This window comes from Streptomyces sp. NPDC093071 (assembly GCF_044754545.1).
Classification (GTDB): domain Bacteria; phylum Actinomycetota; class Actinomycetes; order Streptomycetales; family Streptomycetaceae; genus Streptomyces.
The window spans coordinates 1041704-1060026 of the sequence record NZ_JBIVPH010000003.1; the positions used below are offsets into that span (position 1 = coordinate 1041704).

Genomic DNA, 18323 nt, shown 5'->3' on the forward strand with positions numbered 1-18323 from the left:
GACCCCTGACCGACCGGTAATTATGAGGTTAGGCTAACCTACATTCGCCGCCGGACAGAGTGGCCCCCGCACGCCCGGGAGACCCCCGTGGAGACCCCGTACCGAAAAGGTGCCCGCCCCATGACGCACGCCGAGACCGCCCCCTTCCGGTTCTTCTCGCTCCGGGTCGACCGGACGCGGCGCCTCGGCCCGTCCCTGGTCCGGGTCACCTTCACCGGCGAGGACCTGAAGGACTTCGCCGCCGGGGGCCGCGACCAGTCGCTCTCCCTCTTCCTGCCGCACCCCGGCCAGGAGGCCCCCGTCCTGCCACCCCTGGACGGGCAGGACATGTACGCGATCCTCGGCGCCTGGCGGGCGATGCCCCACGAGGAGCGGGCCGTGATGCGCTCGTACACCGCCCGCGAGCAGCGCACCGGGCCGGACGAGCTGGACATCGACTTCGCGCTCCACGAGGACGGCGGGCCGGCCTGCCGCTGGGCCGCGGGCGCCGCGCCCGGCGACCGGGTGGTCGTCCTCGGCCCCGCCGTGGCCGACAACACGGCCGTCCGCTTCCGGCCGCCCGAGGACGCCGACGCCGTCGTGATCTGGGCGGACGAGACGGCCCTCCCGGCGGCCTCGGCCATCCTGGAGTGGCTGCCGGCCGGGACCCGCGCCCGGGTCTTCCTGGAGGTCCCGCACTCCGGCGACCGGACCGAACTGCCCACCGCCGCCGACGCCGAGGTCACCTGGCTCGTACGGGAGGAGGGGGCGCCGTCCGCCGTGGACGCGGTGCGCGGGTCCGAACTGCCCGGGGAGTCCCCGTACGTGTGGATCGCGGGCGAGTCGGGGTCGGTGAAGGCGCTGCGGCGGCACTTCGTGCGGGAGCGCGGGCTCGACCGGCGCCGGGTGACGTTCGTGGGCTACTGGCGCAAGGGTCTGTCCGAGGACGCGCTGCGGGAGGTCCCGGACGAGACGCGGGAGGACGCGGCCCGCGACGACGCGTAGGCGTTTTTCCGCCACGTAATCCATCTCACTCAAGCCACCCCGTTCCAGGGCGGCTTGATGGCACTCGGTGCCAATAAATTAGGTTAGGCTCACCTACATTCCAGCGGTCGCTTCCTCCGGCGATCCCCCCTGCCCCCAGCGTTTCCTCCCGGAAGGGTCCCCCCATGCGCTCCCACCTGCTCAACGGCACCACGGCGGAGAGCTATCGTCGCTCCGTCACCGAAGGGGTCGGGCGGGTGGCGGACAAACTCGCCTCGGTGCGAGGACCGTTCACCGGTACGACCCCCGCCGAGCTGGCCCCCGTCATCGACGCCGTCGACCTCGACCGGCCGCTCGGGGACGTCTCCGCCGCCCTCGGCGAGCTGGAGGACGTCTACCTCCGCGACGCCGTCTACTTCCACCACCCCCGCTACCTGGGCCACCTGAACTGCCCGGTCGTCATCCCCGCCGTCGTCGGCGAGGCCGTCCTTTCGGCCGTCAACTCCTCCCTGGACACCTGGGACCAGAGCGCCGGCGGCACCCTCATCGAGCGGAAGCTGATCGACTGGACCAACGGCCGGGCGGGCTTCGGGCCCGCCGCCGACGGCGTGTTCACCAGCGGCGGTTCGCAGTCCAACCTCCAGGCCCTGCTCCTCGCCCGCGAGGAGGCCAAGACGGACGATCCGGCGAAGCTCCGGATCTTCTCCTCCGAGTGCAGCCACTTCAGCGTCCAGAAGTCGGCCGGCCTCCTCGGCCTGGGCACCGGGGCCGTCGTCTCCGTCCCGGTCGACGCGGAGAAGCGGATGCGGGCCACCGCCCTCGCCGCCGAGCTGGCCGCCTGCCGTGCCGAGGGCCTGGTTCCGATGGCGATCGTGGCCACCGCCGGCACCACCGACTTCGGCTCCATCGACCCGCTGCCCGAGATCGCCGAGCTGGCCGACGAGTACGGCGCCTGGATGCACGTCGACGCGGCCTACGGCTGCGGACTGCTCGCCTCCCCCACCCGCCGTCACCTGCTCGACGGCGTCGAGCGGGCCGACTCGGTCACCGTCGACTTCCACAAGTCCTTCTTCCAGCCGGTGAGTTCCTCCGCGCTCCTGGTCCGCGACGGCGCCACCCTGCGCCACGCGACGTACCACGCGGACTACCTCAACCCGCTCCGCACGGTCGCCGAGAAGATCCCCAACCAGGTCGACAAGTCCCTCCAGACCACCCGCCGCTTCGACGCGCTCAAGCTGTGGATGACCCTGCGGGTGATGGGCGCCGACGGCGTCGGCGGGCTCTTCGACGAGGTCTGCGCCCTGGCCCGGGAGGGCCACGCGCTGCTCGCCGCCGACTCCCGCTACGAGGTCGTGGTCGAGCCGAGCCTCTCCACGCTCGTCTACCGCTACGTCCCCGCGTCCGGCGCGGACGCCGACCCCGAGGCCGTCGACCGGGCCAACCTGCACGCCCGCGAGGCCCTGTTCGCCTCCGGCGAGGCCGTCGTCGCCGGGACCAAGGTCGACGGCCGCCAGTACCTCAAGTTCACCCTGCTCAACCCCGAGACCACCGCCGCCGACATCGCGGCCGTCCTCGATCTGATAGCCGGCCACGCCGAGCAGTACCTGGGAGAGAACCTTGTCCACGCCTGAGAAGGCCCCGTCCGAGAAGGCCCCGCTCGAGAAGGCTCCGTCCGAGAAGGCCGCACACGGAACGGCCGCGTCCGGGACCGCCGCACACGACGCGGCCCGGGTCCACGACTTCATCGGCATCGGGCTCGGTCCGTTCAACCTCGGACTCGCCTGCCTGACCGAGCCGATCGAGGAGCTGGACGGCCTCTTCCTGGAGTCCAAGCCCGGCTTCGAGTGGCACTCCGGGATGTTCCTGGAGGGCGCCCACCTCCAGACCCCGTTCATGTCGGACCTGGTCACCCTCGCGGACCCGACCTCGCCGTACTCCTTCCTCAACTACCTGAAGGAGAAGGGCCGGCTGTACTCGTTCTACATCCGGGAGAACTTCTACCCGCTGCGGACCGAGTACAACGACTACTGCCGCTGGGCCGCCGACCGGCTCACCTCGGTCCGCTTCTCGACCACGGTCACCGCCGTCGCCTTCGACGAGGCCGCCGAGGTGTACGAGGTGGCCACCGAGGGCGGCGCGACGTACCGCGCCCGCCGGATCGTGCTCGGCACCGGCACCCCGCCGCACGTCCCCGAGACCTGCCGGGACCTCGGCGGCGACCTGATCCACAACTCGCGCTACCTGCCGCACAAGGCGGAGCTCCAGAAGAAGAAGACCATCACCCTGGTCGGCAGCGGCCAGAGCGCCGCCGAGATCTACTACGACCTCCTGAGCGAGATCGACGTCCACGGCTACCGGCTCAACTGGGTGACCCGCTCCCCGCGCTTCTTCCCGCTGGAGTACACCAAGCTCACCCTGGAGATGACGTCCCCGGAGTACGTGGACTACTTCCACGCGCTGCCCGAGCGGACCCGCTACCGCCTGGAGACCGAGCAGAAGGGCCTCTTCAAGGGCATCGACGGCGAGCTGATCAACGCCATCTTCGACCTGCTCTACCAGAAGAACCTGAACGGCCCCGTGCCCACCCGGCTCCTCACCAACTCCGCGCTGCACACCGCCGCGTACGACGAGGAGAGCGGCACGTACGCGCTCGGCTTCCGCCAGGAGGAGCAGGAGAAGGACTTCACCCTGGAGACCGACGGCCTGATCCTGGCCACCGGCTACAAGTACGACGTCCCCGCCTTCCTGGAGCCGGTCCGCGACCGCCTCCGATGGGACGGACAGGGCCGCTTCGACGTGGCGCGCGACTACGCGATCGACACGACGGGCCGCGGCGTCTACCTCCAGAACGCCGGCGTCCACACCCACTCGATCACCTCGCCCGACCTGGGCATGGGCGCGTACCGGAACGCCCGCATCATCGCCGCGATGCTGGGCCGCGAGTACTACCCCGTCGAGAAGACCATCGCCTTCCAGGAGTTCGCCGTATGACCGTCCGCTTCCGCCCGCTCGACCCCGTCCAGGACGCGGAGCTGCTCCACGGCTGGGTCACCCACCCCAAGGCCGCCTTCTGGATGATGCAGGACGCGAGCCGGGAGGACGTCGTGCGCGAGTACACGGCCTTCGCCGCGAACCCGCACCACGAGGCGTTCGTCGGCCTGGTCGACGGGGTCCCCTCGATCCTCATGGAGCGCTACGACCCGGCCCACCTGGAACTGGTCGGGCTCTACGAGCCGCAGCCGGGCGACGTCGGCATGCACTTCCTGGTCGCGCCCACCGACACCCCCGTGCACGGCTTCACCCGCAAGGTGATCACCGCCGTGATGGCGGAGCTGTTCGCCGACCCGGCGACCGCCCGCGTGGTGGTCGAGCCGGACGTCGACAACAAGGCCGTGCACGCGCTCAACGCGGCCGTGGGCTTCGTGCCCGAGCGCGAGATCCAGAAGCCGGAGAAGAAGGCGCTGCTGAGCTTCTGCACCCGGGCACAGTTCGAGGCCGCCGTGGGAGCCGCCGCATGAGCACCGTTCCGCAGACCGCCGACGCGGTCGCCCACCTCACCCCCGGGCGCTGGGCCGACGCCAACCGCGCGCTGATCCGCAAGGGCCTGGCCGAGTTCGCGCACGAGCGGCTGCTCGACCCGCGCGGGCTCGGCGACGACCGGTACGAGGTCCTGTCCGACGACGGCGCGACCGCGTACCGCTTCGCCGCCGACCGGTACGCCCTCGACCACTGGCAGATCGACCCGGCGTCGATCACCCGCCACCGGGGCGACGAGGAACTCCCCCTGGACGCGCTGCTTTTCATCATCGAGCTGCGCGGCTCGCTGGGCCTGAGCGACGAGATCCTGCCGGTGTACCTGGAGGAGATCTCCTCCACCCTGGCGGGCACGGCCTACAAGGCGACCAAGCCGCAGGTCTCCTCCGCCGACCTGGCCCGCGCCGGGTTCCAGGCGATCGAGACCGGGATGACCGAGGGTCACCCCTGCTTCGTCGCCAACAACGGCCGGCTCGGCTTCGGCGTCGACGAGTTCCGCGCGTACGCCCCCGAGGCCGCGAGCGACATCCGCCTGATCTGGCTGGCCGCCCGCCGCGACCGGGCCGCCTTCACCGCCGGGGCGGGCATCGACTACGAGGCCTTCGTCCGCGCGGAGCTGGGCGACGCGGCGGTGGACGGCTTCGCGGCGACCCTGGCCGCCCGCGGCCTGGACCTCGCCGACTACCTCCTCATGCCGGCGCACCCCTGGCAGTGGTGGAACAAGCTGTCCGTCACCTTCGCCGCCGAGGTGGCGCAGGAGCGCCTGGTGTACCTGGGCGAGGGCGACGACACGTATCTGGCGCAGCAGTCGATCCGTACGTTCTTCAACACCTCGGACCCGGCCAAGCACTACGTGAAGACGGCCCTGTCGGTCCTCAACATGGGCTTCATGCGGGGGCTTTCGGCCGCGTACATGGAGGCGACCCCGGCGATCAACGACTGGCTGCACGGTCTGATCGAGTCGGACCCGGTCTTCGCGTCGGCACGCTTCTCGATCATCCGGGAGCGGGCGGCGGTCGGCTACCGGCACCTGGAGTACGAGGCCGCCACCGACCGCTACTCTCCCTACCGCAAGATGCTGGCCGCGCTCTGGCGCGAGTCGCCAGTGCCGTCCCTCGCGGAGGGCGAGCGCCTGGCGACGATGGCCTCGCTGCTGCACGTGGACCACGCGGGCGCGTCCTTCGCGGGCGCGCTGATGAGGGAGTCGGGCGAGGAGCCGACAGCGTGGTTGAGGCAGTACCTCGACGCCTACCTCCTCCCGGTCCTCCACAGCTTCTACGCCTACGACCTGGCGTTCATGCCGCACGGCGAGAACGTGATCCTGGTCCTGGACGAGCGCGGCGGGGTCGTGCGGGCGATCTTCAAGGACATCGCCGAGGAGATCGTCGTCATGGACCCGGACGCGGTGCTGCCGCCGGCGGTGGAGCGGGTGCGGGCCGAGGTCCCGGAGGACATGAAGCTCCTCTCGGTCTTCACCGACGTCTTCGACTGCTTCTTCCGCTTCCTGGCGGCGACCCTCGCGGCGGAGGGCGTACTCGGAGAGGACGACTTCTGGCGCACGGTCGCGGAGTGCGTGCGCGGCTACCAGCAGGAACACCCGGAGTTCGCGGCCCGCTTCGAGCGGTACGACATGTTCGCGAAGACCTTCGCCCTGTCGGCCCTCAACCGCCTCCAGCTCCGCGACAACCAGCAGATGGTCGACCTCTCGGACCCGTCGGCGGCCCTCCAGCTCGTCGGCGACCTCCCGAACCCGATCACCCGCTTCGCCTGACCCCACGACCGACACGAGCCCCGCCGGAGACGGTCCTCCGCCGGGGCTCGCGTCTTTTCGCCTTCGCCGGCCGGCCCCCTCCGCAGGGGGCGGCAGCCGGACCCGGCCGCCCTGGGGTCAGCCCTGGTCCTGGGCGTACTGGGCCGCGTACCAGCTGGAGTCGACGGCGGGGTTGTTCAGGGTTCCCCAGAACCGGTCGTCGGGCATCGGTGGCAGGGGCAGGCCGCCCAGGTCCTCGTGGAGGTCCGCACGCCAGTCGAGGGTGAAGTGGCTGCGGGTCTCCGCGGTCTCGCACACGGACCGGTGGGGGGAGCCCCAGATCCCGAGGGCGATCTTCTCCGCGGCCCATCTGCGCGCGTGGTCCCGGCCGGCGTCGGCCCGTGCGAGGACCGCGCGGAGCCGCAGGGCGAGCGGGTCGGTCCGGTCCGGCCGCGGCCGGGCCGTGCCGCGCTCCCACGCGTCCAGGGCCGCCGCGACCTCCGGGTAGTCGTTCAGCCCGCTGTCGACCGCCAGTCTGCGCACCTGCTTCCGCGCGGCCTCGGCCACCCGCTCGTACGGCAGGACCGCGATCAGCGCGCCGAGTTCCTCGTGGCCGTCCAGATGGCTCACGTGGAGGAGGTCGGCGGGGCCGTAGGACAGGTCCAGCTCCGGCAACTGCTCGTCCGGGGCCGGAAGGGGGTCGTCGGCGCTCCACTCCGGTCTGGCGGGCGGAGAGCCCTCCCAGATCAGCCGGCCGTTGAACGTGACGAGACCGGCGTCCCGGCCGCGCTCCAGCGTGTCGGCCAGTTCGGCCAGACACCCGCCCAGCGAGTCGGCCTGCCCGAAACCGGTGCCGGTCTCGTCGAAGAACCGTCCGATCGCGCCGAAGGAGTCCCGTCCGGTACGGCAGTCCAGCAGGAGGCCGTCCGACGTCACGTCGTACGAGGCGAACTTCACGTAGCCGTGGAGCCAGTAGTCCTCGGTCTCCCCGTCGGGGCCCTGGTCGATGCCGCGCAGGAACCGGGTGTCCGCGAGGATGCCGCTCATTCCGAGCAGCCGGTCGCCCGTATCGAACCGGAAGGCCTCGGGCCCCTCGAGCGCCCCGTCGTGCCGGAGGAGCGAGGCGACCAGGTCCGGGGGGAAGGTGACCCCCAGTTCCTCCTGCGCCATCGCGATCTCCTCGTCCCCGGCGGGCGGCCGGAGCGTGGCGAAGGTGCGGGGCGCGTGCTCGCGCAGCCACGCGTCGATGCGGTTCCATGACGCGTGGACCAGGTCTGCTGTCATGAGGGTGATCTTAGGAACCGGCACTGACAACGGTCCGGCCGTCGCTCGCCGGCCGCACACGGGGAACGCCCGGCGGAAGACCCCCGCCGGGCGTTCCCGTTCAAGCGCCGGCTACCCCGCCGGCCACGGCACCTCCGGCGAGCGGTACCAGTCGATGCCGAGGGCCTCGAAGCGCGGGGCCTGTTCGGCGAGGCGGAGCTTGTACGTGTCCCAGTCGTGGGTCGACGCCGGGGACCAGCCCAGTTCGGCCACGCCCGGCAGGCGGGGGAAGGCCATGACGTCGAGGTCGTCGGTGGTGGCGAGGGTCTCGGTCCATAGGGGGGACTCGACGCCCCGGACGGCGCTCTCGGGGACGCCGGGGAGGTAGGCCGCCGGGTCCCAGTCGTACGAGCGGCGCACCTCGACGTATCCGGCCCAGGAGAGGCCGAGCCGGGTCTCCTTCGTGTACTTCATGTCGAGGTAGGTGCGGTCGGCGGGCGAGAGGATCAGGCCGGTGCCGGCGCGCGCGGCGGCGGCGACCTGTTCCTTCTCGGCGGGAGGGGTGCGGTCGAGGCCCCAGTACTGGACGAGGGCGCCGGGGGCGGGGGTGGTGCCGGTCAGCTGGTGCCAGCCGACGACGGTCTTCCCGTACTTGGCGACGACCGGCTGCACCTTGTCCATGAAGGCCACGTAGTCGGCGTGGCTGATGGAGTGGGCCTCGTCGCCGCCGATGTGGAGGTAGCGGCCGGGGGTGAGGGCGGCGATCTCCCGGATCACGTCGTCCACGAAGTCGTACGTGACCGGCTTGGGCACGCACAGGGAGCTGAAGCCGACCTTGGTGCCGGTGTAGAGCGGCGGGGCGACGCCGTCGCAGTTGAGCTCGGGGTAGGAGGCGAGGGCCGCGTTGGTGTGGCCCGGCACGTCGATCTCCGGAATCACCTCCTGGTAGCGGGAGGCGGCGTACCGGACGATCTCCTTGTACTCCTCCTTGGTGTAGAAGCCGCCGGGGCCGCCGCCGACCTCGGTGGAGCCGCCGTACGTGGTGAGGCGGGGCCAGGAGTCGACGGCGATGCGCCAGCCCTGGTCGTCGGAGAGGTGCAGGTGGAGGGTGTTCACCTTGTAGAGGGCGAGCTGGTCGATGTACCGCTTCACCTCGTCGACGGTGAAGAAGTGGCGGGCGACGTCGAGCATGGCGCCCCGGTAGGCGTAGCGCGGGGTGTCGGTGATCGTGCCGCCCGCGACCTTCCAGGGGCCCGGCTGGACGGTCCCGCGCTCGACGGCGGCGGGGAGTTGTTGGCGGAGGGTCTGGACGCCGCGGAAGAGTCCGGCGGGGCGGTGGGCCGTCAGGGTGATGCCGTCCGGTCCGGAGCGGAGCCGGTAGCCCTCGTCGCCGAGGGCGGTGTCGCGGGGGCTGATCCTGAGCCGGATGCCGCCGCGGGCCGCCTGCTCGTCGACGACGGGCAGCGGGAGGCCGGTGGCGGGCCGGAGCAGTCCGGCGAGGTAGGCGCCGAGGGCCTTGGTCTCGGCGGAGCGGGTGTCCACTCCGATGCGGGTGGCGGTGGTGAGGGCGTAGGGCTCGCCCCCGGGGGCGACGGAGGCGGGCACGGGGACGATGCGGCCGAGCGGGCGGACCTCGGGCTCGGCGGCGGCGCGGTGGCCGGCGGCCTTGCCGTCGGTGCCGACGGCGGTCTCACCGCAGCCGACGCCGGCGGCCGTGACCAGGAGCAGGGATCCGATCAGGCGTGGAATCCTTCGGCGCTGTCTCACGGGCGGGCTCCCCTTCGGGTGGTCGACGCGTCTGTCGGTTTCTCTCTCCGAACCAGGTTCCTGCGTACCGTCGAGCTCGCCACCGGTCAAGGTCTAGGCCAACCACCCGGTTCGAGGGCTCGACCCCACCATACCTGCCCGATTTCGGGCAGGATTCTTGCGTGGAGGCGGGAGTACCCCTCAGTATTCACGGGTGCTCGAACGCCGTCCGTCGCACGACGACCTCATCGACCACCTGGTCCGCAGCACCGCGCTCCAGCGCGGTGAGGCCGCCCGGGTGGTGCTCGACGTGCTGGCGTACTTCGACGAGACGACGGAGGAGTTCGTCCGCCGCCGCCACCGCGAACTGCAGTCCGGCGGGGCCGTGAACGCCGAGATCTTCGAACGGATCGCGGCGGAGCTGCCGCACCGGGCCGTGGCACCGCCGGAGCTCTCGCTCCGGCAGCTGCGCCGGATCGTGTACGGCTGAGCCTCCCCGGCTCCCGAAGGACGGCCCGAACGGCCGAGTACATCCACTGACCTGGAGGGGTTTCACCTTTATGTGCGGAATTGTCGGTTACATCGGTAAGCGCGACGTGGCACCGCTGCTGCTCGAGGGCCTGCAGCGCCTGGAGTACCGCGGATACGACTCCGCCGGCATGGTCGTCACCAGCCCGAAGGCCTCCGGCCTGAAGATGGTGAAGGCCAAGGGTCGCGTCCGCGACCTGGAGGCCCGCGTCCCCAAGCGCTTCACCGGCACCACCGGCATCGCCCACACCCGCTGGGCCACCCACGGCGCGCCGAGCGACGTCAACTCGCACCCGCACCTGGACCCCGAGAACAAGGTCGCCGTCGTCCACAACGGCATCGTGGACAACGCCCAGGAGCTCCGCGCCAAGCTGGAGGCCGACGGCGTCGTCTTCGCCTCCGAGACGGACACCGAGGTCATCACCCACCTCATCGCCCGCTCCCAGGCCGAGACCCTGGAGGAGAAGGTCCGCGAGGCCCTGAAGGTCATCGAGGGCACCTACGGCATCGCCGTGATGCACGCCGACTTCAACGACCGCATCGTGGTCGCCCGCAACGGCTCCCCGGTCATCCTCGGCATCGGCGAGAAGGAGATGCTCGTCGCCTCCGACGTCGCCGCCCTGATCGCCCACACCCGCCAGGTCGTCACCCTCGACGACGGCGAGATGGCCACCCTCAAGGCCGACGACTTCCGCACCTACACGACCTCCGGCGCGACCACCACCGCCACCCCGGAGACCGTCGAGTGGGAGGCCGCCTCCTACGACATGGGCGGCCACGACACCTTCATGCACAAGGAGATCTCCGAGCAGCCCGACGCGGTCGACCGCGTGCTGCGCGGCCGGATCGACGACCGCTTCTCCACCGTGCACCTGGGCGGCCTGAACCTGGACCCGCGCGAGGCCCGCACCATCCGCCGCATCAAGATCCTCGGCTGCGGCACCTCGTACCACGCCGGTCTCATCGGCGCCGGGCTCATCGAGTCCATGGCCCGCATCCCCGCCGACGCCGAGCCGGCCTCGGAGTTCCGCTACCGCAACCCGGTCGTGGACCCCGACACCCTCTACATCGCGGTCTCCCAGTCCGGCGAGACCTACGACGTGCTCGCCGCCGTCCAGGAGCTCAAGCGGAAGGGCGCCCGCGTCCTCGGCGTCGTCAACGTGGTCGGCTCCGCCATCGCCCGCGAGGCCGACGGCGGCGTGTACGTCCACGCGGGCCCCGAGGTCTGCGTCGTCTCCACCAAGTGCTTCACCAACACGGTGACCGCCTTCGCGCTGCTCGCCCTGCACCTCGGCCGCATCCGCGACCTGTCCGTCACCGACGGCAAGCGGATCATCGAGGGCCTGCGCAAGCTGCCCGCCCAGATCGAGGAGATCCTCAAGGGCGAGGACGAGATCAAGCGCCTCGCCGAGGAGTACGCGGGCGCCCAGTCGATGATGTTCATCGGGCGCGTGCGCGGCTACCCGGTCGCCCTGGAGGCCTCCCTCAAGCTCAAGGAGATCTCCTACATCCACGCCGAGGCCTACCCGGCCTCCGAGCTGAAGCACGGCCCGCTGGCCCTCATCGAGCCGGCCCTGCCGACGGTCGCGATCGTCCCCGACGACGACCTCCTGGAGAAGAACCGCGCCGCCCTGGAGGAGATCAAGGCCCGCAGCGGCCGCATCCTCGCGGTCGCGCACCAGCCGCAGGAGAAGGCCGACCACACCCTCGTGGTCCCGAAGAACGAGGACGAGCTGGACCCGATCCTCATGGGCATCCCGCTCCAGCTCTTCGCGTACCACACCGCCCTCGCCATGGGCCGCGACATCGACAAGCCGCGCAACCTGGCCAAGTCCGTCACGGTCGAGTAGCAGCGCGGTCCGGGCCTGTCCCCCGGACCCGCCGCCGGGCCTGTCCCCCGGCGCCGCCCGACCTGACACGCGACGGTCCCCGTGCACACACCTCCCGTGCACGGGGACCGTCGCACTTCCCGGACTAGCTCGTGGCCGGGGCGCTCTCGCCCGACGCCCGGCGCCGGAGCGCCGTCGGCCAGCCCGCGACGGCGGCCGTGGCGCCGTACCAGGCGAGCAGTCCGGCGACGGCGGCGACCCAGCCGCCCGCCTTCCCGAGGCCGTCGTTGCCGGCCAGGGCGCCGATGCCGAGCAGCACCAGCGCGACGAACAGCAGCCCGTACACACCCTGTCCGAAGAGCCCGCCGCCCGAGGCCGCCAGGGTCAGGGTGAGCGCGAGGAGCGCCCACAGGAGCAGGAAGACGCCCACGGCGTCGGCCGAGGCGCCGCCGCCGACGGCGGTCCCCCAGGTGAACCAGAAGGCGCCGAGCGCCGTGTACGCCGTGCCCTCCCGGGTGTCGCCCGCGCGCAGCGCGAGCAGGCCGACGAGGAAGAGCGTCACCCCGCCGACCCAGGTGGCGAGGCCCGCGGCGTCCGTCGCCGCGACGTTGTCGATGACACCGGTGCCGCCCAGGCCGAAGGCCAGGAGGGTCAGTCCGAGTGCGAGGTGGCCGAGCGTGGAGCTGGTGTTTCCCGCGGCGACGTCGTTGTCCACGGCGGGCTCCCTTCAGATGCGCAGTCGTGCTGCGTGAGCTGCTGTGTTCCGTGGCCTTTATCTACCCTTCACAAGTACACAATTCACCTGAGGAAGGCCGAAATTATGGCCGGATGACGGCAGTTGAGGGAGGGGAGCGAGCGGTGCGGAGTTACGGGATGACGACGACGGGGCGCTGGGCGCGGCGCGCGAGGCGGCCGGCCACCGAGCCGAAGATCCGCCCGACGATCCCGTGCGTGGAGCCGACCACGATCGCGTCGGCCGAGTACTCCCGGCCGACCTCCTCCAGCTCGTGACAGATGTCGCCGCCGCGCTCGACCAGGATCCAGGGGACCTCGGAGAGGTGCTCGGCGCAGGCCAGCTCCAGGCCGAGGACCTCGGTGCGGTGGTCGGGGACGTCCACGAAGACGGGGGGCTCGCAGCCGGCCCACACCGTGGTGGGCAGCCGGTTGGCCACGTGCACGATGATCAGGCCGGAGCCGGAGCGGCGGGCCATGCCGATGGCGTACGCGAGGGCGCGCTCACTGGACGTGGAGCCGTCGAAGCCGACGACCACTCCGTGCCGGAAGGCCGGGTCGCAGGCATGACGTGGCTGTTCGACCGCGAGGGGGTCGACCGTGGAGTCGGCGACGCGCTTGCGGTCCGCGGGTTCGGGGAATTCGTGACCGGCCATCGGTGTCTCGGCGAAGAGGGTCCTCGTGGGAAGGGACGGGAGAAGGAGGAGAGGAACGACGGGAGGCGGCGGAGCTGTGTCCGGGAATCATCTTCCCAACCCCATACCCCCAAGGGTACGGCGGCACTCCTCTCCTGCCCAGGCCCCACCGCTCCGGACCCGGCGGGCACGCCGCTCGTGCACGGCGTTCCAGGGAGAATGCACGAGCGGTTCGCGATCTGGCAATGCCGGTTGTGTCCTACAGGCGTCTGCTCTGGGGTGAGATCGGCGTTCCGCGCCGGGGTGAGATCGGCGCTCCGCGCGGGGGCGGGGTTCGCGTAGGGGCCCGAGCCGGGCCGGGCGTCCGGCGCGGGGGCGGCCCGGGGCCGGGCCGGGGGCGCGCCGGGCCCGGGTCCCGGGTCCGCGCGGGGCCGAACGGGCGGCGGCGGGAGTGACCGGAGCGTTCCGTACCTCGTTGCCACAGGTCCGTTCCACCGTCGCAGGGAGAGCGCCCGTGCCCGTACCGCCGACCGTCGCCGTCCGGTCCTCCGTCACCCCCACCCCGACGCTCGCCGCGCCCCGCGCGGACCCCGCCCCGGTGGAACCGGCGGCGGGGAGGGGCGAGCAGGCCGCCGGGGACGTCGTCCGCTGGGCGGTCTTCTGCTGCGTCCTGGTCCCGGTGGTGCTCGTCGTCTACGGCACCTCGCTCGGCGGGGCGGCCGGGGCCGCCCTCGGGCTCCTCTCGGTGACGGCGGCCTGCCGGCTGCTGCTGCGGCGCTCGGAGCGGGGTCTCCGCGCGGAGACCGCCCGCGGCGGACGCCGGCGCTAGTTCCGGAGGGGTCCCCGACCCCCTCCGAGTTGACAGGCTCGCACACCCGAGCCCATACGTTTTCAGCCAACTTCCCATGACCGGCGAGTCCTTGGCGTAACGATTGGCCAGCCCCGGCGCCGACACCCCCGAAAGCCCCGTCCCAGGGGGTCACACCCCCCGCGTACCGGGGCGTTCACCACCCCGGCGCACCCCTCGGGGGCCTCCGGACGCGCCTCCCCGCCATCGATCGCTTCGCGCCAAGTTGCCTTGTCGACAATCCACCGGTTGGAGAACTTGTCACCCCGGCGCCACGGGACGCAGTAGATTCGATCATGGGTACCGAAGACTGGGGTCTCGTGCAAAACCGAGGGGAAACGTGCAGCAGCGACACGACCAGGGAGACGCGAACACCGAGGGGGGCTTAGCGTCATGAGCCAGGACTCCACCGCACCGGAGGCCGGACGGAAACTGTCCGGGCGCCGCCGTCGCGAAGTCGTCGCGGTGCTGCTGTTCAGCGGCGGCCCCATCTTCGAGAGCTCCATCCCGCTCTCCGTGTTCGGCATCGACCGGCAGGACGCCGGAGTGCCACGTTACCGGCTGCTCGTCTGCGCCGGCGAGGAAGGACCGCTGCGGACCACCGGCGGGCTCGAACTCACCGCGCCGTACGGCCTGGAGGCCATCGGCCGGGCGGGCACCGTCGTCGTCCCGGCCTGGCGGTCGATCACCTCGCCGCCGCCGCCGGAGGCGCTCGACGCGCTGCGCCGCGCACACGAGGAGGGGGCCAGGATCGTCGGGCTGTGCACCGGGGCGTTCGTCCTGGCCGCGGCCGGACTGCTCGACGGCCGCCCGGCGACCACGCACTGGATGTACGCGCCGACGCTCGCCAAGCGCTATCCGTCGGTCCACGTGGACCCGCGGGAGCTCTTCGTCGACGACGGGGACGTCCTGACCTCCGCCGGCACCGCGGCCGGAATCGATCTGTGTCTGCACATCGTGCGGACCGACCACGGCACGGAGGCCGCGGGCGCCCTGGCGCGCCGGCTGGTCGTCCCGCCGCGGCGCAGCGGCGGTCAGGAGCGCTACCTCGACAGGTCTTTACCGGAGGAGATCGGCGCCGACCCGCTGGCCGAGGTCGTCGCCTGGGCGCTCGAACACCTCCACGAGCAGTTCGACGTGGAGACGCTCGCGGCGCGCGCGTACATGTCACGGCGGACCTTCGACCGCCGGTTCCGCTCCCTCACGGGCTCGGCGCCGCTCCAGTGGCTGATCACCCAGCGGGTGCTCCAGGCACAGCGGCTGCTCGAAACCTCCGACTACTCGGTCGACGAGGTGGCGGGCCGGTGCGGCTTCCGCTCCCCCGTGGCGCTGCGCGGCCACTTCCGGCGCCAGCTCGGCTCCTCGCCGGCGGCCTACCGGGCGGCGTACCGCGCCCGGCGTCCGCAGGGCGAGACCGGTACGGCGGTACTCGACCCGGTCGTGCCCGCCCAGGTCACGGCCGGCGTACGGCGGCCGGGCCCCCCGCTGGAGCCGGGGAAGCCGCAGTCCGACGCCTACGCTCCCGGGCGCCCCTCCCTCCCGGGCCAGCGCAGCGCCCCGTAGGCGATCACAGAGACCCGCGGCCACAAGCCGCGCACCGCAGGATCGACGGGCGTCCGGGGACACCTCCCCCGGGCGCCCGTCGGGCTGCCGGGCCGGATCCCGCGCACCCGGAAGGCCCTAAGGTGGACGCATGAACGATCGCATGGTGTGGATCGACTGCGAGATGACCGGGCTCTCGCTGACGGACGACGCACTCATCGAGGTGGCCGCGCTGGTCACCGACTCGGAACTGAACGTGCTCGGCGACGGGGTGGACATCGTGATCCGCCCGCCGGACGCGGCCCTGGAGACCATGCCGGAGATCGTGCGCCAGATGCACACGGCCTCGGGACTGCTCGACGAGCTGGCGGGCGGCACCACGCTCGCCGACGCCGAGGCCCAGGTCCTCGCCTACATCCGCGAGCACGTCAAGGAGCCCGGCAAGGCGCCGCTGTGCGGGAACTCGGTCTCCACCGACCGCGGCTTCCTCGCCCGCGACATGCCCGCCCTGGAGGGCCACCTGCACTACCGGATCGTCGATGTCTCCTCGGTCAAGGAACTGGCCCGCCGCTGGTACCCGAGGGCGTACTTCAACAGTCCGGAGAAGAACGGCAACCACCGGGCGCTCGCCGACATCCGCGAGTCCATCGCCGAGCTGCGCTACTACCGCGAGGCGGTCTTCGTCCCGCAGCCCGGCCCCGACTCGGAGACCGCGAAGCGGATCGCGGCGCGCCACGTCCTCCCCGCGGAGTGACCCCGGCCTGACCGCTCGCTCGCGCCCTCGAACGCCCCTCCGGAAAACGCGGGCGCGAGCACCCTCCCGGACCCTGTAGACTTCTTCTCGGCCGGTCGGGGAAACCCTCGGGAAAACCGCCGGTCATGGTGGGTATAGCTCAGCTGGTAGAGCACCTGGTTGTGGTCCAGGATGTCGCGGGTTCGAGTCCCGTTACTCACCCTGTGTGACGAAGGCCCCGGTTCGGAAGAACCGGGGCCTTCGTCGTTCTCTTGAGGCCGTTCCCACGAGGCCGTTCCCACGAGGTCGTTCCCGGAGGACGCGGGAGGGGAAAAGGGGGCGCGCCCCGGCCGGGGGTAGGGGACGGCCGGGGCGCGCGGTGTGGGGGGCACAGTGGTTCTTCGGGGGTCCTACCGGTAGGCGGCGAAGGCCTTCGTGAAGGCCAGGGGCTGCTGGAGGATCGAGGAGCAGGTGGCGTCGGCGCGGTTCACGGCGCCGTCCGGGCACTGCTTGTCACGGGTCGAGGACCACATCGAGAGCCAGCCGAGCCCCTTGGACTGCGCGAAGTCGACCAGCTGGGTGGCGTCGTCGACCTTGAAGATCTCGCTCAGGACGTCGTTGACACCGATCATCGGGGTGACGGCGACGGCCTTCCAGGCGGCCGCGTCGGAGAGTCCGAGGACGCCCTTGATCTGGGCCTGGGTCGCGGTCGCGGCCTGGATCGCGTACGTGCCCATGTCGGCGCTGTACGCCGGGCCGTAGTCCATCGCCATGATGTTGACGGCGTCGACCCGGACCCCGTTGCGCTTGGCGTCGGCGAGCAGGTCCACGCCCGGCTGGGTCAGGCCCTCGGGCATGACCGGCAGGGTGAAGGAGACGTTCAGGCCCGGGTGGGACTTCTGGAGCTGCGCGATGGCCTGCGAGCGGCGGGTGTTGGCGGCGGTGTCCGGCAGGGCCGCGCCCTCGACGTCGAAGTCGACCTTGGTCAGCTTGTACTGGTCGATCACCTTGCCGTACGCGGAGGCCAGCGCGGAGGCCGAGGAGCAGTTCAGGGCCAGCTCGTGGCCGGCGGCGCCGCCGAAGGAGACGCGGACGTCACCGCCCTTGGCGCGCAGGGCGCCGATCTGGGCGGCAACCTTGTCGTTCGCCAGGTCGGTGACCCCGCCCCACAGCGGGGCGCAGGCGCCGCCGGAGGTGATGAAGGCGAGGTTGAACTCCTTCACGCCGGTGGCGTCGGCGGTCGCGAGCAGGTCGTACGCCGGGTAGAGCGAGGTGTCGACGTACGGGGCGAACTTCGCGCCGGTGACGGGGGCCGGCGTGGAGGTCGTCGGCGTGGGCGTCGGGGTCTGCGTCCGCGTGGGGGTCGGCGTGGGGGCCGTGGTGGCGGACGCGGTCGGGGTCGGCTGTGCCGTCGCCGTGGGGGAGGCGGTGGCCGTGGGGGAGGCGGTGGCCGTGGGCTGCTCGGTGGGGCGGCCGCTGGGGGTGGGGGCGGGGCCGCCGGCCGAGCAGGACACCTTGTTGATCAGGCAGTTGGCGGGGTCGCCCGCCTCGCCGGCGGCGGAGGTCACGAAGCCGACGGTGACGGACTGTCCGGGGGCCAGCTGCCGGTTCCAGCTCGCGGGCTTCACGGTGACGTGCCGGCCGGAGACGGTGTGCTCGCCGTTCCAGAGGGAGCCGATGGCGGTGCCGGCCGGCAGGTCGAACTCCAGGGTCCAGTCGGACTGGGCGGCCGACGTCTCGTTGGTGACGACGTACTGGCCGGTGTAGCCGCCGGTCCAGGAGCTGGTCCGGGTGTAGGCGGCGCCGACGGAGGCGGCCTGGGCGGTACCGGTGAGCGCGAAGGCCGCGCCGCCGACGACGGCCGCCGCGACGACCGCTCCGACGACCTTGGTCCTCGTACTCGCCCTGCGCCGGTGCGAACGGGTGCCCATGGCGTGCCTGCCTCTGTGTGCGGGGGTGGGGGGTGGTGCGGCAGCACGCTAGCGACCGGGAAACGGACAAAGGGGCTTCCGCGGACAGGGCCGGGGATCCTTAGGGTCCGCTTAAGGAACCCATCGGGGCCAGGAAAGGTACGACCCGGATTCCGGACCGGGGCGTGGGGCTCACGCCGGATTCCGGACCGGGGGCGGGGCGCCCCGGCTGTCTGCCCTAGGGAGGACCGGGGGCAACCCCGGACGCCCGGTCGACGGTCCGGCGGAGGCGTCACCCCGGCTGCCCGCTC

General features: G+C 72.0%; 15 protein-coding genes and 1 tRNA gene. 11 read left to right on the forward strand and 5 right to left on the reverse strand.

Annotation, left to right across the window (positions count from 1 at the left end; all coding sequences use genetic code 11):
• Positions 1 to 120 precede the first annotated feature (120 nt).
• The 5 genes from ACIQD7_RS15965 (at position 121) to ACIQD7_RS15985 (ending at position 6268) form a co-directional block, all read left to right on the forward strand.
• Entirely contained in the window at positions 121 to 984 is an 864-nt protein-coding gene (locus ACIQD7_RS15965) for a siderophore-interacting protein (protein ID WP_402442097.1), read from the forward strand.
• 164 nt (positions 985 to 1148) lie between these two features.
• A complete protein-coding gene (locus ACIQD7_RS15970) occupies positions 1149 to 2594 on the forward strand; it encodes a pyridoxal phosphate-dependent decarboxylase family protein (protein WP_402442099.1) in 1446 nt (481 codons plus the stop codon).
• A gap of 112 nt (positions 2595 to 2706) precedes the next feature.
• A complete protein-coding gene (locus ACIQD7_RS15975; protein WP_402442366.1) occupies positions 2707 to 3954 on the forward strand; it encodes a lysine N(6)-hydroxylase/L-ornithine N(5)-oxygenase family protein in 1248 nt (415 codons plus the stop codon).
• Entirely contained in the window at positions 3951 to 4481 is a 531-nt protein-coding gene (locus ACIQD7_RS15980; RefSeq protein ID WP_402442101.1) for a GNAT family N-acetyltransferase, read from the forward strand. The genes ACIQD7_RS15975 and ACIQD7_RS15980 overlap by 4 nt, the downstream gene beginning before the upstream one ends.
• Entirely contained in the window at positions 4478 to 6268 is a 1791-nt protein-coding gene (locus tag ACIQD7_RS15985) for an IucA/IucC family protein (protein ID WP_402442103.1), read from the forward strand. Before ACIQD7_RS15980 ends, ACIQD7_RS15985 begins: the two co-directional genes overlap by 4 nt.
• Before the next feature lie 117 nt (positions 6269 to 6385).
• Here the strand turns inward: ACIQD7_RS15985 and ACIQD7_RS15990 are convergent, their stop codons facing one another.
• Entirely contained in the window at positions 6386 to 7531 is a 1146-nt protein-coding gene (locus tag ACIQD7_RS15990) for an SMI1/KNR4 family protein (protein WP_402442105.1), read from the reverse strand.
• 111 nt (positions 7532 to 7642) lie between these two features.
• On the reverse strand, positions 7643 to 9277 hold the full coding sequence (locus tag ACIQD7_RS15995; protein ID WP_402442107.1) for a beta-N-acetylhexosaminidase: 1635 nt from the start codon (positions 9275 to 9277) through the stop codon (positions 7643 to 7645).
• Positions 9278 to 9470: 193 nt separating this feature from the next.
• Between ACIQD7_RS15995 and ACIQD7_RS16000 the strand changes: the two genes are divergently transcribed.
• Both ACIQD7_RS16000 and glmS read left to right on the forward strand, forming a co-directional pair.
• Positions 9471 to 9746: a hypothetical protein gene (locus ACIQD7_RS16000; protein WP_030210307.1), complete on the forward strand. Its 276-nt coding sequence runs from the start codon at positions 9471 to 9473 to the stop codon at positions 9744 to 9746.
• 70 nt (positions 9747 to 9816) lie between these two features.
• A complete protein-coding gene (gene glmS, locus ACIQD7_RS16005; protein WP_121831735.1) occupies positions 9817 to 11634 on the forward strand; it encodes a glutamine--fructose-6-phosphate transaminase (isomerizing) in 1818 nt (605 codons plus the stop codon).
• 124 nt (positions 11635 to 11758) lie between these two features.
• Here the strand turns inward: glmS and ACIQD7_RS16010 are convergent, their stop codons facing one another.
• Together ACIQD7_RS16010 and ACIQD7_RS16015 are read right to left on the reverse strand one after the other, a co-directional pair.
• Entirely contained in the window at positions 11759 to 12328 is a 570-nt protein-coding gene (locus ACIQD7_RS16010) for a GPR1/FUN34/YaaH family transporter (RefSeq protein WP_402442109.1), read from the reverse strand.
• 151 nt (positions 12329 to 12479) lie between these two features.
• Positions 12480 to 13001, reverse strand: coding sequence for a universal stress protein (locus tag ACIQD7_RS16015; RefSeq protein ID WP_121831733.1), 522 nt, complete (start codon positions 12999 to 13001; stop codon positions 12480 to 12482).
• 493 nt (positions 13002 to 13494) lie between these two features.
• On the opposite strand from ACIQD7_RS16015, the gene ACIQD7_RS16020 reads away from it, so the two are divergent.
• From ACIQD7_RS16020 to ACIQD7_RS16035, 4 genes are all read left to right on the forward strand, one after another.
• Positions 13495 to 13809, forward strand: a complete 315-nt coding sequence (locus ACIQD7_RS16020; RefSeq protein WP_402442111.1) for a hypothetical protein — start codon at positions 13495 to 13497, stop codon at positions 13807 to 13809.
• A 411-nt stretch (positions 13810 to 14220) separates the two neighbouring features.
• Entirely contained in the window at positions 14221 to 15390 is a 1170-nt protein-coding gene (locus ACIQD7_RS16025) for a helix-turn-helix domain-containing protein (RefSeq protein ID WP_121831038.1), read from the forward strand.
• 130 nt (positions 15391 to 15520) lie between these two features.
• Positions 15521 to 16123: an oligoribonuclease gene (gene orn / locus ACIQD7_RS16030; protein WP_161372128.1), complete on the forward strand. Its 603-nt coding sequence runs from the start codon at positions 15521 to 15523 to the stop codon at positions 16121 to 16123.
• A gap of 128 nt (positions 16124 to 16251) precedes the next feature.
• A tRNA-His gene (locus ACIQD7_RS16035) sits at positions 16252 to 16324 on the forward strand.
• Positions 16325 to 16512: 188 nt separating this feature from the next.
• Here the strand turns inward: ACIQD7_RS16035 and ACIQD7_RS16040 are convergent.
• A complete protein-coding gene (locus ACIQD7_RS16040; protein ID WP_402442114.1) occupies positions 16513 to 18033 on the reverse strand; it encodes a cellulose binding domain-containing protein in 1521 nt (506 codons plus the stop codon).
• Between the last annotated feature and the right edge of the window lie 290 nt (positions 18034 to 18323).

Coding starts and splice junctions, on each gene's coding strand:
- ACIQD7_RS15980 (WP_402442101.1), top strand. CDS start 3,951: ATGACCGTCCGCTTCCGCCCGCTCGACCCCGTCCAGGACGCGGAGCTG.
- orn (WP_161372128.1), top strand. CDS start 15,521: ATGAACGATCGCATGGTGTGGATCGACTGCGAGATGACCGGGCTCTCG.
- ACIQD7_RS16040 (WP_402442114.1), bottom strand. CDS start 18,033: ATGGGCACCCGTTCGCACCGGCGCAGGGCGAGTACGAGGACCAAGGTC.
- ACIQD7_RS15985 (WP_402442103.1), top strand. CDS start 4,478: ATGAGCACCGTTCCGCAGACCGCCGACGCGGTCGCCCACCTCACCCCC.
- ACIQD7_RS15965 (WP_402442097.1), top strand. CDS start 121: ATGACGCACGCCGAGACCGCCCCCTTCCGGTTCTTCTCGCTCCGGGTC.
- ACIQD7_RS15970 (WP_402442099.1), top strand. CDS start 1,149: ATGCGCTCCCACCTGCTCAACGGCACCACGGCGGAGAGCTATCGTCGC.
- ACIQD7_RS16025 (WP_121831038.1), top strand. CDS start 14,221: ATGAGCCAGGACTCCACCGCACCGGAGGCCGGACGGAAACTGTCCGGG.
- ACIQD7_RS16015 (WP_121831733.1), bottom strand. CDS start 13,001: ATGGCCGGTCACGAATTCCCCGAACCCGCGGACCGCAAGCGCGTCGCC.
- ACIQD7_RS15990 (WP_402442105.1), bottom strand. CDS start 7,531: ATGACAGCAGACCTGGTCCACGCGTCATGGAACCGCATCGACGCGTGG.
- glmS (WP_121831735.1), top strand. CDS start 9,817: ATGTGCGGAATTGTCGGTTACATCGGTAAGCGCGACGTGGCACCGCTG.